The following is a 16,067-nucleotide window of genomic DNA, read 5'->3' on the forward strand; positions in this document are numbered from 1 at the left end:
CTGACATTTTATAATCTTACCACATATAGAAAGTCAAGTCAAGAAATCAAATGACTCATTTAACAGCTTTGTAGATTCGATAGCCCTTATCTTTCGTCACTTCGATTACTTCACTGAACAACGACTCAAGCTTCGCTTCCGCTGATGCGGCACCCTGCTTTTTCTGAATGACGATCCACATCGTTCCGCCAGGAGCCAGCAGCTCATAGCCCTCTTCAAAAATACGATGTACAATCTCTTTCCCGGCCCGTATTGGCGGGTTAGTGACAATCATATCAAATACGGACTGCCGAACCGCTTCATACACGTCGCTTTGATAAACCGTTATATTCTTTATGCCGTTGTTGTGTGCATTTTCTTTGGATAGCGCTACCGCTCTTTCATTCACATCAATCATTGTTACATGACTTTCCGGAGCAAGCCGTGCAATGGTAAGACCGATCGGCCCGTATCCGCACCCAACATCCAATACGCTGCGTTCGCCCTTCAGCTCCAGTGCGTTCAGCAGCACACGCGTGCCGTAATCGACGCCTGTTTTCGAAAAAACGCCAGCATCCGTCATAAATTTCAAAGCTATACCGCGCAGCTGTTCTTCATGAATGCGACGGTCGTTTTTCACGCCAGGGCTTGGCGAATAGTAATGGTCTGACATGCGAATCCCCCTGACCTGATAAAGTCGAACCTTTAATTAGGCTTAGTTTTAAACATAGAACGAACCCCTTGAAACGTAGCGTTTCAAGGGGCCCGCTATCTTCTTAAAGAAGAGATATTACTTAACTTCTACAGCTGCGCCAGCTTCTTCAAGCTTAGCTTTAACTGCTTCTGCATCTTCTTTAGAAACGTTTTCTTTGATTGCTTTAGGAGCGCTATCAACCAGATCTTTCGCTTCTTTCAGGCCAAGACCTGTGATTTCGCGAACGACTTTGATAACGTTGATTTTGGAAGCACCAGCGTTGTTAAGAATAACAGTGAATTCAGTTTGCTCAGCTTCAACAGCTGCGCCGCCGCCTACAGCAGCTACAGGAGCAGCAGCAGTAACGCCGAATTCTTCTTCGATTGCTTTAACAAGATCGTTCAGTTCAAGAACGGTCATAACTTTGATTGCTTCCAAGATTTGATCTTTAGACATGGTTATACCTCCAGAAGTGGTTTTAGTTTTTTTAAGCTGCAGGTTTAAACGAGCAGCAGATTCGATACATGTAAAAAATATTAAGCTTGAGCTTCTTTTTGCTCGCCAACTGCTTTAACCGCAAGCGCGAAGTTGCGCACTGGGGCTTGCAATACGCTGAGGAGCATGGAAAGCAATCCATCGCGCGACGGAAGTTCCGCGAGCGCTTTGATTTGATCCATATCAACAATTTTACCTTCAACAACGCCGCCTTTAAGTTTCAAAGCATCGTTCTTTTTAGCGAAATCGTTAAGAATTTTAGCTGGAGCAACTGCATCTTCGTTTCCGAAAGCAATAGCTGTCGGTCCAGTTAGAATTTCATTCAACTCGGAAAGACCAGCTGCATCAGTAGCACGGCGAACTAGCGAGTTTTTCAAAACTTGAAACTCGATGCCAGCCTCACGCAGTTGTTTGCGAAGTTCTGTAACTTGCGCAACGTTCAATCCGCGATAATCGGCAACGACTGCACTGGAGCTATCACGAAGTTTTGCTGAAATAACTTCAACTGCTTGTTGTTTCTCTTGGATGATTTTTGCGTTTGCCAAACTGTACACCTCCTGTATTATTTTTACATTCCGTTGTTTGACGAGTCAGATCTCTTGCCGCGATGCATGAGAAAAGCCTCCGCTGTAAGTAGCGAAGGCCATGATGGTTCGTTAGTGCAACCCAAGGCCGCACACAAACGCTTTATCATAACACCTCGGTAGGAAATTAAGCCTCTCGGCACCTACTGTCTACGGTATGCGTGTTCGATTTTAGTTCCGTTTCTTGCTATTAGCGGTAGCTAGCAGCGGAGACGCGAGCGCCAGGGCCCATTGTCGAGGAAACGGCGATGTTTTTCAAGTAGACACCTTTTGCTGCAGCTGGTTTAGCACGAACCAAAGCTTCTACAAGAGCGCGAAGGTTAGCATCAAGCTTATCAGCATCAAAGGATACTTTACCGATTGGAGCATGGATTTGACCAGCTTTGTCCAGACGGTATTCAATTTTACCGGCTTTAATCTCTTGCACGGCTTTAGAAACGTCAAACGTTACTGTGCCGGCTTTAGGGTTAGGCATAAGGCCTTTACCACCGAGAATACGACCGAGTTTACCAACTTCAGCCATCATATCCGGCGTTGCTACGCAAACGTCGAATTCGAACCAGCCTTGTTGGATTTTGTTGATCATGTCTGCGTCGCCGACAAAATCAGCGCCAGCAGCTTCAGCTTCCTTCGCTTTATCGCCTTTTGCGAATACGAGGACGCGTTTAGTTTTACCAGTACCGTGCGGAAGTACAACGACGCCGCGCACTGCTTGGTCTTGTTTACGAGGGTCTACACCCAGACGTACAGCAACTTCAACGGATTCGTCGAATTTAGCTGTTGCTGCTTTTTTCACAAGCTCAATTGCTTCTAACGACTCGTAAGTCGCTTCGCTATCAATCAGCTTGGAAGCTTCTACATACTTCTTGCCATGTTTAGCCATTATAAATATCCTCCTCAAGTGGTTTTAACGGAAAATCCTCCTAGGGAAAATCCTCCCACGGCGAAGCCTAAGCTTCACAGCCGGGCATCCTTGTAACAGTCAGCCCTTCGTTTGTTATCCTAACGGATCAAACGCAATTAGTCAACGATTGTAACGCCCATGCTGCGTGCAGTACCTTCGATCATAAGCATTGCTGCTTCAACAGAAGCTGCATTCAAGTCGGGCATTTTTTGCTCCGCGATTTCACGGACCTTAGCACGATTAACAGTAGCTACTTTCTTCTTGTTCGGCTCGCCTGATCCTTTTTCGATACCAGCTGCTACGCGGAGCAATACTGCTGCCGGTGGAGTTTTAGTTTCGAAAGTGAATGAACGATCCTCAAATACGGAAATAACAACTGGAATAATCAAACCTGCTTGATCTGCTGTACGAGCGTTAAACTCTTTACAGAACGCCATAATGTTAACGCCTGCTTGACCGAGCGCCGGACCGATAGGTGGAGCTGGATTCGCTTTACCTGCAGGAACTTGCAGTTTGACCATCTTGATGACTTTCTTAGCCATGACTATACACCTCCTTACACTGGTAATCCACAACATAAAACTAACGAGTTGGCATATCTGCACGACCCTAAAAAACGGGTGCTCTACAGAAATACCGGAACTAAATCTTCTCCACTTGAGTATAATCCAACTCAACTGGCGTTTCTCTGCCAAACATGTTGACATGAACCTTGAGCTTCGCCTTGTCCAGCAAAATTTCTTCTACTGTACCAACGAAATCCGCGAACGGACCTTCCTTGACCCGTACAGTTTCCTTCAGATCGAATTCGATCTTCGGCTTCGGCTCCTCCATACCCATATGCTTCAAAATCTGTTCGACTTCGTCTGGCATAAGAGCGATCGGCTTCGACCCTGATCCTGTCGATCCTACGAATCCTGTAACACCCGGCGTATTGCGAACAACATACCAAGAATCGTCAGTTTGAACCATTTCTACGAGAACGTAGCCTGGATAAACTTTACGTTGAACGGTTTTTTTCTTACCGTCCTTCTCAACCACTTCTTCTTCCATTGGAACAAGTACACGGAAAATTTTATCTTCCATGCCCATCGATTCCAAACGGCGCTCCAAATTGGCTTTTACCTTGTTCTCATAACCGGCGTAAGTGTGTACGACATACCATCTTTTTTCCATTTCAATTCACCTTTGGACCCTTCTTAAACAATCAGTTCAACTAGAGACGAGATCCCGATGTCAAGAAGCCAAAAGTAAATCGTCACAGCCGTAATCGTCAAAACGACAACGATTGAATAGCTTGTCAACTCTTTACGGTTTGGCCAACGAACCTTCTTCAGTTCTGCCCAGCTGTCAGCAAAGAAACCAAACGTTGTTCCGAAGCTTTGCTTCACTTTAGCCAAAAATGCCACGGTCACACCTCCATTTGACTATCTCGTCTCGCGATGAGGAGTCTGCTCGTTACAAAACTTGCAAAACTTCTTCAACTCGATGCGGTCGGGGTGATTGCGTTTGTTCTTGCTGCTCGCATAGTTTCTCTGTTTGCAGTTTGTGCATGCCAACGTGATAATAACCCGCATTGAATTACACCTCCCGAACTGCTACTAAATACCTGTTCACCCTGAAACATGCAGTACCTCAAGATGAAATGAAGGCCAACACGAAAAAAAACCTCATATTTAGGCCTACCCGAACACTTTATCACACGACATACTGGATGTCAATGTAAAAGATAGAATGCGAGCTTGTATAAAAGCTGGAAGCAAGGCGGCATCGGGTCCGCCCTGTTTCTACAAGTATAGGCAGCATTTTCCGATTTGAAACAGAAATGAGCCATCCCCTTCTATAATTACAGAGAAAAGGACAGCTTCTGCATTCTCACTTAAGCTATAAGTATGATGACACTGTTACCCGCTTATGTCCCGGACTTCCAAATAACGTTCGAGTTTCCGCTTCACGCGCTGTAGTGCATTATCAATAGACTTCACATGACGATCCAAATCAACTGCTATTTCCTGATAGGATCTTCCATCCAAATAAAGCATGAGCACCTTGCGTTCAAGATCACTCAAAATCTCGGACATCTTGTCTTCCAGACCGTTAAACTCTTCCTGGTTAATGATCAACTCTTCCGGGTCTGATACCCGGGTCCCGCATATGACATCAAGTAATGTACGATCGGAATCTTCATCGTAAATCGGCTTATCGAGCGAGACATAGGAATTGAGCGGAATATGCTTCTGCCTGGTGGCCGTCTTAATCGCCGTTATAATCTGCCGCGTAATGCACAGCTCTGCAAATGCTTTAAAGCTTGCGAGCTTGTCCCCTTTAAAGTCGCGAATAGACTTATACAGTCCGATCATGCCTTCCTGCACAATATCTTCCCGGTCCGCACCGATAAGAAAATAAGAGCGTGCTTTAGCTCGAACGAAATTCTTGTATTTGTTAATTAAATATTCGAGCGCCAGACTGTCGCCATTGCGAACCGCTTCTACGATTTCCTCGTCCGTACTGCAGTCATATTCGAGCGTACTCCATTCTTTGAGGTCGATGCTCACAAACTATCCCTCCGGCCTGCAAGGCGTACGCCGCTAGATTCATAGCCAGCAAATATAGAGCCAGTATACATTATGTAACCTGACAACGTCAACCGATTTAGACCCCAAATCAATAACAAAACCGATTCTAATTGTCGAATTATTTACATATACAACCAAAAAATCAATTTCACGCCGCCCTCGTACAGCCTGTCATTTCTTGCCTCGCCTAAGCCTTTCCAGCTTCATGCGAATTTCAAGACTGAGACTATTATCCACCGTATTGCGGCGGCTCCTTGTTTCTTCCATCAGCGTTAGCTCAATTTGCTTGCGGTTCTGCTCGATTTCAATTAAGAGCTCGCGGGCCGAGAGGCGAAGCGCCCCATGAGCGAAAGCGACATGCTGTTCGACAAGATCAGAAGTAGCGACATACAAATGCCGTCTTTTTTTATACAGCTCAACAACCATGCGCTCAATGCATTCGTCTGCTGTTTCCTTCTCCCTCGTATACACAATTGTCAGCTTGTGATGCTTGAAGGTCGCTCCCAGCCCAGGCACTTGATGCGCATCGAAAATGATATAGACGGACATGCCGGTAAATCCCTGATAATCCGCGAGCATATCAAGCAGCTTATCCCTTGCCTCCTCGAGGTCGATGGCTTTCAGCTTTTCCAGCACGGGCCAGGCCCCAATCATGTTGTAGCCATCAACCAGCAAAATATCGTCACGCCGTTTCATGTCTAAACGCTCCGGCGCTGTCTTACCACTTCGTACATGAACACGCCCGCAGCAACGGAAGCATTCAGCGAATTAAGCTGACCCTGCATCGGAAGCTTCACCAGAAAATCACATTTTTCTTTAATGAGACGGCCAATGCCTTTGCCTTCATTGCCGATGACGACTGCGAGCGGCATGTCGAACTTCATCGAATATATTTCCTGCTTGGCGCTGACATCCGTACCCGCTATCCATATGCCTTCTTCCTTCAGCCGATCAATGGTTTGCGCCAGATTAGTCACGCGTGCAACAGGCACATATTCCGCTGCTCCAGCCGACGTTTTGGAGACGGTTGCCGTCAGTCCAACCGCACGGCGCTTCGGAATAATAACGCCATGAACACCGGTGCATTCCGCTGTCCGCAGAATGGAACCCAAATTGTGAGGGTCCTCAATTTCATCCAGCAGCAAAATAAAAGGCGTCTCATTGCGGCTGCGCGCCGCTTCTAATATTTCTTCAATTTCGGCGTAGCGAAAAGCAGCCGCCTGTGCAATAACGCCTTGATGCTGAACGCCCTCGGCCATGCCATCGAGCTTCCTTTTATCGACAAATTGTACGATAATTCCGTTTTTTTTCGCCTCTGCGGTAATCGGCTGTGTCATGCTCTTCTGGGCGCCCTCAGCGATCCAAATTTTATTAATTTCGCGCCCGGAACGAAGCGCCTCCAGCACGGGATGCTTGCCAGCAATAATTTCATCTTGCGGGTTAGTCTCAGTCATTATTCGCCCTCCTTTGTTTTCTTGGCTGCGAGGGAAGGAGCGGCTGGCTGTGCCTGCCGCTGCTCCCCCTCTTCTCTTGCTGCAATCGCACAGGCGAATAACTCATGCAAGCGCTGAATGCGGCCCTCATAATATAAATACCCAACGAGACATTCAAGCGCGGTAGCTTGACGATAATCGGCGGGATCAGCATTTTTAGGTGGCGCACCAGATTTCGTATTCCGCCCGCGCCGCACCACATCTGCCTCTTCTTCCGTCAGCAGCGGCTGCCAATACTCCAGCAAAATCCGCCGCTGCGCCTTTGCCGAGACGATGCCCGTCGCTTCCCGATGCAGGTGATGCGGCTTATGATTCGGCAGCGACACCAAATATTGGCGTACCAGCAGCTCGAACACACTGTCACCAACGTAGGCGAGCACAACGGGGTTCAGCAGATTTGTTTTTTTCGAAGGCGTGTAGAACAATAAGTCGCTTGCTAACGCCTCGTTGTTATGCAGCTCACTCATAGGCGGCGCCAACGGATGCCTTGCGGCGTATCCTCAAGAGCGATGCCTTTCTCTGTCAGCAAATCGCGAATTTCATCCGCTCTAGCCCAGTTTTTCGACTGGCGCGCTTCTGTTCTATCGACAATCAGCTGTTCAATTTCCTCATCCAGCAGATTCGCTTCAGCAGACTGCGGCGGGATTAGACCAAGCACCTCGTCCATTTGCTCCAGCACATCCAGAAAAGCCTGCACGCCCTCGATGCTCACATCTGCGCGATTCAAGTATTGATTCGCTTCGCCAACCAGATCAAAAACCGCGGTAATCGCATCCGGCGTATTAAAGTCATCATCCATTTTCGCCTCAAATGCGCTCATAATTTCCGCTAAGCGAGCATCCAACTCGAAAGCCGCAACCGCAGCTTCCTTCTGCTCCTCGCTCTCCAGCACCTGCAAGCGATGACGCAAGTTGGACACGCTGTTTGCGATGCGCTCCACACTGTTTACCGCTTGCTTCAGCGCTTCTTCATTGAAGTTAAGCGGACTGCGATAATGCCCGGACAAAATAAAATAACGAATCGCTTGCGGCTTTACCTGTTTCACAAGTTCGTGCACCGAAATACCATTGCCCAGCGATTTTGAAATTTTCACATTATCAATATTAATATAGCCGTTATGCATCCAATAATTCGCGAGCGGCTTGCCGGTCAATGCTTCCGACTGTGCAACCTCGCACTCATGGTGCGGGAACTGCAGATCATGTCCGCCGCCATGAATATCGAGTGTGTCCCCGAGGTATTTGCGCGCCATTGCCGAGCATTCGATATGCCAGCCCGGACGGCCTGGTCCCCACGGCGTATCCCAGAAAATTTCACCCGGCTTTGCACCTTTCCACAGCACAAAATCTTGCGGATTCTCCTTTCGGTCGCCTACTTCAATCCGAATGCCGAATTGCAGCTCCTCCAGGTTTTGATGCGACAGCTTGCCGTATTCCTCGAACTTGGCAGTACGGAAATAAATATCGCCTTCACTTTCATAGGCAATATCTTTATTAAGCAAGCCTTGAATAAAATCGACAATTTCCGTAATATGCTCGGTTACGCGCGGACTCAGCGTTGCCTTATGCACGGCAAGCGCTTCGAGATCCGCATTAAATGCCGCGATAAATGTCTCCGCCACCTCTGGAACCGTAGTTCCCAGCTCCTCCGCTTTACGGATCAACTTATCATCAACGTCCGTAAAGTTGACGACATAGTTCACCTCGTAGCCTGTGCTCTCCAAATACCGCCGAACGACATCGAAGAAAACAACCGGCCTTGCATTTCCAATATGAATATAGTCGTATACTGTCGGCCCGCATACATACATTTTAACTTTACCCTGCTCCTGCGATTCAAAAGCTTCCTTCTTGCGGGTCAACGTATTATATAGATGCAACGTCATTTCCGATATTCCCCTCCAGTTACAGGCTCCTTGAGCTCTTTCAACTCTGTTTTCAAACGATCAATTTCATTTTTCATATCCCGCAGCATTTCAATGACTGGATCAGGCAGCTGGTTGTGCTCCAATCTGTCCTTCACCCGCTCACCGTTCCGTTTCACCACTCTGCCGGGGTTGCCAACAACGGTGCAATTATCCGGCACCTCGCGCAGCACAACCGCATTGGAGCCTACATTTGAATTATCGCCAATTTTGAAAGATCCCAGCACCTTCGAGCCCGAGCCAATGACAACATTGTTGCCTATGGTCGGATGCCGCTTACCCTTCTCCTTGCCTGTACCGCCTAGCGTAACCCCCTGATAAATGACGACATCATTGCCGATTTCGCATGTTTCGCCGATGACAACGCCCATGCCATGGTCAATAAACAGCCGCTCGCCGATTGTGGCCCCCGGGTGAATTTCGATGCCGGTCATAAAACGACTGAATTGGGATATGATACGCGCAACCGTAAACCATTTGTGACGAAAAAAATAATGAGCCGCCCTATGCGCCCAAATCGCATGCAGGCCTGAATAAGTGAAGACGACCTCAAAACGGCTTCTGGCGGCCGGATCATTTTCGAATACCGCTTCAATATCTGAACGAATATGGCGAAACATCAGCTTATCTCCTCTCAAGCCAGCAGGCCGCTGCCCCCATTATTCCTGCCTTGCTGGCTGCCGAATGTCCATATAAAAAAGCCCCCACAGCATTTGCATGCTGCAGAGGCGTGTGTTCGATCGCGGTCCCACTCTGCTTGAACAACCCTGAACCTCTATCTGTGCCGCTCTCAGCAAGCTTCGGCATGTCTGCCTTCGCCCGCTTCAACCTATGGCCACCAGATAGCTCAGTTGCTATCCATCTCAAAGCCTTTAACGCAGGCATACGTTGCCGCCTACCCCACAAGCGCCTCACCTGCTGCCTTCGAACGAAGCCTCCTTCGATTCAAAAACACAGCTGCTTGGCCTTACGGCTCGGAACAAAGCTCCCAGGTGCAATTTTCCGCCCGCCGAATTAGACAACTTGCAGCTACATTGTCCAAAAGCCGCGGGTAACCCGGCCTGGATGCAATGAAGGTTGTCCTCTCTGCAAATCCAGCAAAACGTACTTTTCCTGTTCATAGCTTGTTAACTGTAAACTTCCTAATAGTAGCCCTAGTATACCCAATCCACCCTTATGTGACAAGAGGCATTGTTTCCGGGCGTGACCATATGGCGAAAAAGAGTACGCCCGGCGCGACTAATCGCGCCAAGCCAAGCTCCCCGTACAGCAAGCCTAGCGGCCCAAACGCTCGTTCAGCCTCGCGATGACTTTCGCTTGGCCAAGCAGTACGATGGATTGATTCAAATCCGGACCATGCGTCTGACCGGTTAAAGCTGCACGAATAGGCATGAACAACTGTTTGCCTTTGAAGCCGGTATCCTTTTGCACCGTTTTAATGGAGGCCTTCACGCTATCCGCATCAAATGCCTCGGCTGGCGTTGCTTCAACCTGTGCGAGAAAAGCAGCCAGAACGGCTGGCACCTGCTCCTCTGCAAGCACAGTCGTCGCTTCCTCCTCATCCTGGGCAGCCTCTTGGAAGAACAGCTCCGTATGCGGCACGATTTCCGCTGCATAGCGCAGCTTATCCTGATACAAGGCAACGAGATTGGTCACCCATGCGCGGCCAGCTTCATCCAGTTGCGCAGACACGCGGCCAGCCTTAACCAAATGCGGCAGACACATCTCGACGACACGCGCCAAATCTGTTTTTTTCAAATATTCATTGTTCATCCAGCTCAGCTTCTGCGTATCGAATACAGCAGGGCTTTTGCTGAGACGCTCAGCATTGAATACTTCGACCAATTGCTCACGCGTAAAAATCTCTTGCTCGCCTTCCGGCGACCAGCCGAGCAGCGTAATAAAATTGAACATCGCCTCTGGCAAATAGCCTAGCGAATCGTATTGCTCAATAAACTGGATGATCGACTCATCGCGCTTACTGAGCTTTTTGCGGTTTTCGTTAACGATCAGCGTCATATGACCAAAGCGAGGCGGTTCCCAGCCAAATGCTTCATAAATCATCAATTGACGCGGCGTGTTGGAAATGTGATCCTCGCCCCGCAGGACGTGGCTAATTTTCATTAAGTGGTCATCCAGCGCAACGGCAAAGTTGTAGGTCGGAATGCCATCTTTTTTCACAATAACAAAATCGCCTGTCTCCGCCGTATCAAAGCTGATTTCGCCTTTTACGACGTCATCAAATTTATAGGTGCGGCCTTCCGGCACGCGGAAACGAATGCTTGGCACGCGGCCTTCCGCCTCGAATGCCTTACGCTGCTCGTCCGTCAGATTGCGGTGCAGTCCAGAATAACGCGGCGTTTCGCCTCGGGCCGTCTGCTCCTCGCGTTCACGCTCCAGCTCCTCCTCGGTGCAGTAGCAGCGGTAAGCGAGCCCGCGATCCAGCAGGTCCTGCCAATATTTTTCATAAATATCAAGGCGCTCCGTCTGACGGTATGGACCGTAGTCGCCGCCAACGTCGATGCTTTCATCCCAGTCAATGCCTAGCCATTTCAAATAAGTGAGCTGGCTTTCTTCTCCACCGGCAATATTGCGCTTCACATCCGTATCTTCGATGCGGATAATAAACTTTCCACCCAAATTACGGGCATACAAATAATTGAATAAGGCCGTCCTTGCATTGCCGATATGCAGATGTCCCGTCGGCGACGGTGCATAACGAACGCGAATTTCTTGTGTCATTGCTTAATGCCCCCTAGTCGCTAGGCGCTTGTCGCCTTGCGCTTTTTGTACTGTCAAATTCGTAAGATAAGTAAGGTGAAAAAGAGCCTACGCTGCGCGAAAAGAGTTTGCTTCCGATCGCCATTCCCCTTAAGTTTCCTCAATTTAACTGGATCAGCCGTTGAAACTTAAGGGTAAAAGCATATGCTTATGATGCTGCTTTCCTACGGAAAGCTTTAAGCGAACGCTGCCGCTTCTCCAGCAAACCCTTTTCTCTCCGCTACGACTTTTTCACCTTGCTTCTCAAGCCATTGCATTAAATCAGCTATTGCTAAACTTTCCTTCACAAAAAGCCCGCTGCGTTTCCTAATATAAACTTCGCTATACCTTAAACAAAATGCCTTTGCTATATCTTTGCTATGCCTTTGCTATATCTTTAGCAAAATAAGTTAGAACATGAATGCAAAAGTAAGCAAGCCACATTGTAATCTTGATTGATTATAGCACCAAATATGAGCAGAAGCCTGCTTATCAAAAGTCAGCTTTATGCTTAGACTTTTGTTTCGGCGGACTCAGAAGACGCTATTATAGCCGAAACACGGGTTATGGCAGCTGAAGCGGACTCAGAAGACGCTAATATGCTTCTGATCGTTATTTGGACAGGGAAATCAAAGAAATAACGGATTTCCTGTCCGCCTAATACCTCAAATCCTCTAAAAAGCCAGAATAGCGGAACCTCAGTCCTCAGTCCTCATCCTCAAGCTTAAGCGGCTCCCTAACCATCCTTTAGCGGCAAAGCTGCCTGTACTGCAGTATCCAAAAATTATTGCGATTATATCACATCTTTAATCAGGCAAACAACGGATTGCGCCGCGATTCCTTCGCCCCGTCCGGTGAAGCCGAGCTGCTCCGTCGTCGTTGCCTTCACATTCACCTGAGACACATCCGCCTCTAGGGCTCCTGCAATAATTTCCGCCATCTGCGGAATATAGGGCAGCATCTTCGGACGCTGTGCAATAATCGTCGAGTCAATGTTGCCAAGCTTATAGCCGCGCTCCTTGACGAGTCCCCAAATATGTACAAGCAGCTTCAAGCTATCGGCATCCTTGAACTCAGGGTCCGTATCAGGAAAATGCTTCCCAATATCGCCAAGCGCCAATGCGCCCAATATTGCATCGCTAATCGCATGCAGCAGCACGTCGGCATCGGAATGTCCCAGCAGCCCTTTTTCATATGGAATAGTTACACCGCCGATAATACACGGCCTGCCTTCTACCAATTGATGAACGTCAAAGCCTTGTCCTACACGAATCATAGTCAGCCTTCCCCTCTCTCCCGCTTCGCGAGCAAAAACTCCGCCCATGGCAAATCCTCAGGCGTCGTAATTTTTATATTTGTATAATCGCCTTCCGCTACGGCAACCGGTACGCCCATTCGCTCGACAACCATCGCGTCGTCCGTCCCCAGAAACCCCTCTTCTTGGGCCTGCTCATGCGCACGCACCAGCAGCTCACGACGAAAAGCCTGCGGCGTTTGAATCGCCCACAAGCTTCGGCGGTCAGGCGTCGAAACGATCAAGCCGTTATCGCCCACCTGTTTAATCGTATCCTTCACAGGCACGGCCAGCACAGCTGCACCTACACGCTCCGCCACGGAGCAGCAGGTGCCGACAGCAGCGGCCGTCACAAGCGGACGCACCCCATCATGCACCATAACCCACTCTATAGCAGGCGAAAGCGCCTGAATGCCGCTGTACACCGAATGCTGCCTTTCGCTGCCGCCTGCAACAACCGCCTTCACCTTGACGATGCCATAGCGGCTGACCAGCTCTTCTACCCGCCCCACGTCATCAGCGCCGACAACGACGATTATTTCTGCAAGGTTACCCAGCGAAGCGAACAGCTCCAGCGTATGTACAACAATCGGCTTGCCCTGCATTTCCAGGTACTGCTTGCTTTCCTTTGTCCCCATTCGCGAACCGCGTCCGGCCGCGACGACGACAACTCCCCATTTTGCCCCCATGCCCAATTCCCCTCAAATCTCTGTGCCGGTATTGTATCCCCTCTATCATACCTTTTTTACTGCGCTTTTTCCAACAGCTTCGGCTTGGCAAAAATCATCCGTCCAGCAGACGTTTGCAGCACGCTCGTTACAAGCACTTCCATCGTCGTGCCGATGTATTCGCGCCCACCCTCCACAACGATCATTGTGCCATCATCGAGATAAGCGACACCTTGTCCATGCTCCTTGCCGTCTTTAATGACCTGCACAATGATTTCTTCGCCTGGCAAAACGACGGGCTTCACAGCATTCGCCAAATCATTAATGTTCAAGACGGACACACCTTGCAGCTCGCACACCTTATTAAGGTTAAAATCATTCGTAACCACTTTGCCATGCAATGCCTTAGCCAGCTTCACCAGCTTGCTGTCCACCTCGCTGATTTCCTCAAAGTCACCTTCGTAGATAAGCACACGTACATCAAGCTCTTTCTGGATCTTATTCAAAATATCCAGCCCCCGACGGCCGCGGTTGCGCTTAAGCAGGTCCGAGGAATCGGCAATATGCTGCAGCTCCTCCAATACAAATTCAGGAATGACAAGCGTTCCCTCAATAAATCCGGTTTTGCAAATGTCGGCGATTCGCCCGTCAATAATAACGCTCGTATCCAAAATCTTATGCTCCTCGAAGTCGCTCGTCTCATCAATAACGGGAGCCGCTTTGCGCTGATTCCATAACTCAACGAGCTTTTCTGAAAGCTCATCCCGCTTGTTCCAGGAAATCCGCACGCCCAAATAGCCGAAGAATAGCGCCATTATGGCCGGCAGCATTACACCTACGCCTCCAATGTCTGACACCGCCGGATACAGCAGCACCGACAGCAGCAGCCCTACGAACAATCCTGCTGCACCAGCAAGCAAATCCTTGACCGGCATAGCCGAAGTCTGCTCCGCTCCACGCTGCATGAAACGAATGAGCGGATTTGCTGCCAAGGTTGCGAGTATGACCCCGCATAATGCGCCGATTCCAACATTCATGTAATAAGTACCGGAATGCTCAAGCATCCCAATAGATGGCTCAGCCCATAATCCCGATAAACTCGTCATACTGTGAAGCTCTCGTCCTGCCATTGCACCTAACATTATTCCAATTAATTGAATGATACGTCTTACCATATTCATCCACCTCCATTACAATTATGTTCCAATTGGGAACACTCTAACCGTCAAAGGTGAATGATTTTTCATTTTGAAATGCAGACCAAGTAAGCTTATAATGGAAACAAGGTTAGAAGTTGCTAAAGTTGATGAAAGAGGTGTAACCGATGAGCGCACCAACATTGGATCAATTTCAACAGCAAGTATCCGAGTTACTGCTAAGGCATCGGAGCCTGCTGGATGTCATGTCAAAGTTTGGGCAGGCTGGAACGTCAGTCAATCGTGCGGTAACGAAAGCCGTGACCGACTGCGGCTGCATTGAGCTTGCGGCTCGCAAGCAGCACTATTCCGATGAACCGAACCTGAAGAGCGCGAAAGAAACGCTGCAAAGCCACCTTTCTGGCGAGCTGTGCGAGCACTGCCGCGATGTGCTTAAGGCCGATCTCGGACGCAACCTGTTCTACATGACCGCGATGTGCAATCTGCTGGATATCCAGCTCGATGAAGTCATCGCTGATGAGTATGATAAATGCTCAACGCTTGGCCTATTTAATTTAACGTAAAGCGAAAGCCTGCACGGCCATTGCTACCTCCACATAATGGTGCAACATACACACCTGTATTCGTGTTGCTATCTTTGGCGGCACCGTCCATTTCCACCAAAAAAAAGCTGCAAACCACGTTTACATGGTTTGCAGCTTTTTTGGGTGCTTCCTCTTTTTAGGACGAACAAGGCTTCTGCGCTAACTGCATACTAGGCAATCGTCTCCGATTGCACCTGCTCCTCGTTTAGCTCCGTATGCTTGTTTTTACGTCTGCGCGGCTTAATGCGCCGATCAACGTTTTTTTTTAAGCCCCACAGCGCATATAGCAGAAGAGGGATGAAAATCAGCTTCGACAAATATTGATTGAACCAAATACCGATCACGAGCGAAAACACGACGATAATCGGCACGACCCAAATCGCGCTCTTCGGAATGCCAAACTTTTTGAAATTCGGGTAACGAACCGTGCTCACCATCAGAATGGAAAGAGCAAGCGTGCTAATTAACAGCACAATAACCGAAATATCATTTTTGAATAGAGCTAGCGTTGCCAAAACACCACCAGCTGCTGGAATCGGCAGCCCGATGAAATAACCGCTTGGCGTCTTCGTTACAACATTAAATCTAGCCAGCCGCAAAGCCCCGCAAATCGGGAATAACGCGGTAATGATCCAAGCCACTGCTGTATTTAAATCCTGAAAAGCGACTACATACATAATGAACGCCGGAGCTACTCCAAAGGAAATAACATCGGATAACGAATCGAGCTCCTTACCAAATTCGCTCTGTGCATTAAGCGCACGTGCCACTCTGCCATCCACGCCATCAAGCAGCATCGCGATAATAACCATCATAGCTGCAAATTCAGGCTTCTCATTAAATACCATAATAATGGCGATTACGCCAAGAAACAAATTTCCCACCGTGAAAAGGCTCGGTATTGACTTTATAAACATCTGTTCCACCTCTTCTCTACTATGCCCTAAGACCAACT

General features: G+C 48.6%; 21 protein-coding genes and 1 other annotated feature. Of the genes, 1 reads left to right on the top strand and 20 read right to left on the bottom strand.

All coding sequences use genetic code 11. From position 1 onward, the window contains the following. Positions 1 to 55: 55 nt before the first annotated feature. The 19 genes from V5J77_RS23895 to V5J77_RS23985 form a co-directional block, all read right to left on the bottom strand. Positions 56 to 652: a class I SAM-dependent methyltransferase gene (locus V5J77_RS23895; RefSeq protein WP_338553296.1), complete on the bottom strand. Its 597-nt coding sequence runs from the start codon at positions 650 to 652 to the stop codon at positions 56 to 58. Between the two features lie 117 nt (positions 653 to 769). Next, positions 770 to 1,129 carry a 50S ribosomal protein L7/L12 gene (rplL, locus tag V5J77_RS23900; RefSeq protein WP_338553297.1) on the bottom strand — a complete coding sequence of 120 codons (360 nt, stop codon included), beginning with the start codon at positions 1,127 to 1,129 and terminating at the stop codon, positions 770 to 772. 80 nt (positions 1,130 to 1,209) lie between these two features. After that, positions 1,210 to 1,713: a 50S ribosomal protein L10 gene (gene rplJ, locus V5J77_RS23905; RefSeq protein ID WP_338553298.1), complete on the bottom strand. Its 504-nt coding sequence runs from the start codon at positions 1,711 to 1,713 to the stop codon at positions 1,210 to 1,212. A 60-nt stretch (positions 1,714 to 1,773) separates the two neighbouring features. After that, positions 1,774 to 1,926: a sequence feature (ribosomal protein L10 leader region), on the bottom strand. A 16-nt stretch (positions 1,927 to 1,942) separates the two neighbouring features. Beyond that, positions 1,943 to 2,635 carry a 50S ribosomal protein L1 gene (gene rplA, locus V5J77_RS23910; protein ID WP_338553299.1) on the bottom strand — a complete coding sequence of 231 codons (693 nt, stop codon included), beginning with the start codon at positions 2,633 to 2,635 and terminating at the stop codon, positions 1,943 to 1,945. A gap of 137 nt (positions 2,636 to 2,772) precedes the next feature. Next, positions 2,773 to 3,198 carry a 50S ribosomal protein L11 gene (gene rplK / locus V5J77_RS23915; protein WP_046234210.1) on the bottom strand — a complete coding sequence of 142 codons (426 nt, stop codon included), beginning with the start codon at positions 3,196 to 3,198 and terminating at the stop codon, positions 2,773 to 2,775. Between the two features lie 100 nt (positions 3,199 to 3,298). Beyond that, on the bottom strand, positions 3,299 to 3,832 hold the full coding sequence (gene nusG / locus V5J77_RS23920; RefSeq protein WP_046234209.1) for a transcription termination/antitermination protein NusG: 534 nt from the start codon (positions 3,830 to 3,832) through the stop codon (positions 3,299 to 3,301). 23 nt (positions 3,833 to 3,855) lie between these two features. Further along, complete coding sequence (gene secE / locus V5J77_RS23925) at positions 3,856 to 4,065, bottom strand: preprotein translocase subunit SecE (RefSeq protein ID WP_046234208.1); 210 nt, start codon at positions 4,063 to 4,065, stop codon at positions 3,856 to 3,858. A gap of 18 nt (positions 4,066 to 4,083) precedes the next feature. Continuing rightward, the gene (rpmG, locus tag V5J77_RS23930; protein WP_015847242.1) at positions 4,084 to 4,233 is read right to left on the bottom strand and encodes a 50S ribosomal protein L33; all 150 of its coding nucleotides are present in this window, start codon (positions 4,231 to 4,233) and stop codon (positions 4,084 to 4,086) included. Positions 4,234 to 4,560: 327 nt separating this feature from the next. Continuing rightward, positions 4,561 to 5,211, bottom strand: a complete 651-nt coding sequence (gene sigH, locus V5J77_RS23935) for an RNA polymerase sporulation sigma factor SigH (protein ID WP_338553300.1) — start codon at positions 5,209 to 5,211, stop codon at positions 4,561 to 4,563. Between the two features lie 192 nt (positions 5,212 to 5,403). Beyond that, entirely contained in the window at positions 5,404 to 5,928 is a 525-nt protein-coding gene (locus V5J77_RS23940) for an NYN domain-containing protein (RefSeq protein WP_338553301.1), read from the bottom strand. A 2-nt stretch (positions 5,929 to 5,930) separates the two neighbouring features. Continuing rightward, positions 5,931 to 6,686, bottom strand: a complete 756-nt coding sequence (rlmB, locus tag V5J77_RS23945; protein ID WP_338553302.1) for a 23S rRNA (guanosine(2251)-2'-O)-methyltransferase RlmB — start codon at positions 6,684 to 6,686, stop codon at positions 5,931 to 5,933. Then, complete coding sequence (locus V5J77_RS23950) at positions 6,686 to 7,192, bottom strand: ribonuclease III domain-containing protein (RefSeq protein WP_338553303.1); 507 nt, start codon at positions 7,190 to 7,192, stop codon at positions 6,686 to 6,688. The genes rlmB and V5J77_RS23950 overlap by 1 nt, the downstream gene beginning before the upstream one ends. After that, positions 7,189 to 8,610: a cysteine--tRNA ligase gene (gene cysS / locus V5J77_RS23955; RefSeq protein ID WP_338553304.1), complete on the bottom strand. Its 1,422-nt coding sequence runs from the start codon at positions 8,608 to 8,610 to the stop codon at positions 7,189 to 7,191. Before cysS ends, V5J77_RS23950 begins: the two co-directional genes overlap by 4 nt. Continuing rightward, positions 8,607 to 9,269, bottom strand: a complete 663-nt coding sequence (gene cysE, locus V5J77_RS23960) for a serine O-acetyltransferase (protein ID WP_338553305.1) — start codon at positions 9,267 to 9,269, stop codon at positions 8,607 to 8,609. The genes cysS and cysE overlap by 4 nt, the downstream gene beginning before the upstream one ends. A gap of 4 nt (positions 9,270 to 9,273) precedes the next feature. Then, positions 9,274 to 9,534: a hypothetical protein gene (locus tag V5J77_RS23965; RefSeq protein WP_338553306.1), complete on the bottom strand. Its 261-nt coding sequence runs from the start codon at positions 9,532 to 9,534 to the stop codon at positions 9,274 to 9,276. Between the two features lie 390 nt (positions 9,535 to 9,924). Continuing rightward, positions 9,925 to 11,391 carry a glutamate--tRNA ligase gene (gene gltX, locus V5J77_RS23970; protein WP_338553307.1) on the bottom strand — a complete coding sequence of 489 codons (1,467 nt, stop codon included), beginning with the start codon at positions 11,389 to 11,391 and terminating at the stop codon, positions 9,925 to 9,927. Between the two features lie 811 nt (positions 11,392 to 12,202). Next, complete coding sequence (gene ispF / locus V5J77_RS23975; RefSeq protein ID WP_338553308.1) at positions 12,203 to 12,685, bottom strand: 2-C-methyl-D-erythritol 2,4-cyclodiphosphate synthase; 483 nt, start codon at positions 12,683 to 12,685, stop codon at positions 12,203 to 12,205. Positions 12,686 to 12,687: 2 nt separating this feature from the next. After that, the gene (gene ispD / locus V5J77_RS23980; RefSeq protein WP_338553309.1) at positions 12,688 to 13,392 is read right to left on the bottom strand and encodes a 2-C-methyl-D-erythritol 4-phosphate cytidylyltransferase; all 705 of its coding nucleotides are present in this window, start codon (positions 13,390 to 13,392) and stop codon (positions 12,688 to 12,690) included. A gap of 56 nt (positions 13,393 to 13,448) precedes the next feature. After that, on the bottom strand, positions 13,449 to 14,546 hold the full coding sequence (locus V5J77_RS23985; protein WP_338553310.1) for a PIN/TRAM domain-containing protein: 1,098 nt from the start codon (positions 14,544 to 14,546) through the stop codon (positions 13,449 to 13,451). A 149-nt stretch (positions 14,547 to 14,695) separates the two neighbouring features. Between V5J77_RS23985 and V5J77_RS23990 the strand changes: the two genes are divergently transcribed. Further along, positions 14,696 to 15,091 carry a DUF1573 domain-containing protein gene (locus V5J77_RS23990; RefSeq protein WP_338553311.1) on the top strand — a complete coding sequence of 132 codons (396 nt, stop codon included), beginning with the start codon at positions 14,696 to 14,698 and terminating at the stop codon, positions 15,089 to 15,091. Between the two features lie 191 nt (positions 15,092 to 15,282). Here V5J77_RS23990 and pssA read toward each other — a convergent pair whose 3' ends face one another. Then, the gene (gene pssA, locus V5J77_RS23995; RefSeq protein WP_338553312.1) at positions 15,283 to 16,029 is read right to left on the bottom strand and encodes a CDP-diacylglycerol--serine O-phosphatidyltransferase; all 747 of its coding nucleotides are present in this window, start codon (positions 16,027 to 16,029) and stop codon (positions 15,283 to 15,285) included. Positions 16,030 to 16,067: the final 38 nt, after the last annotated feature.

Source organism: Paenibacillus sp. KS-LC4 (assembly GCF_036894955.1).
Lineage (GTDB): Bacteria > Bacillota > Bacilli > Paenibacillales > Paenibacillaceae > Pristimantibacillus.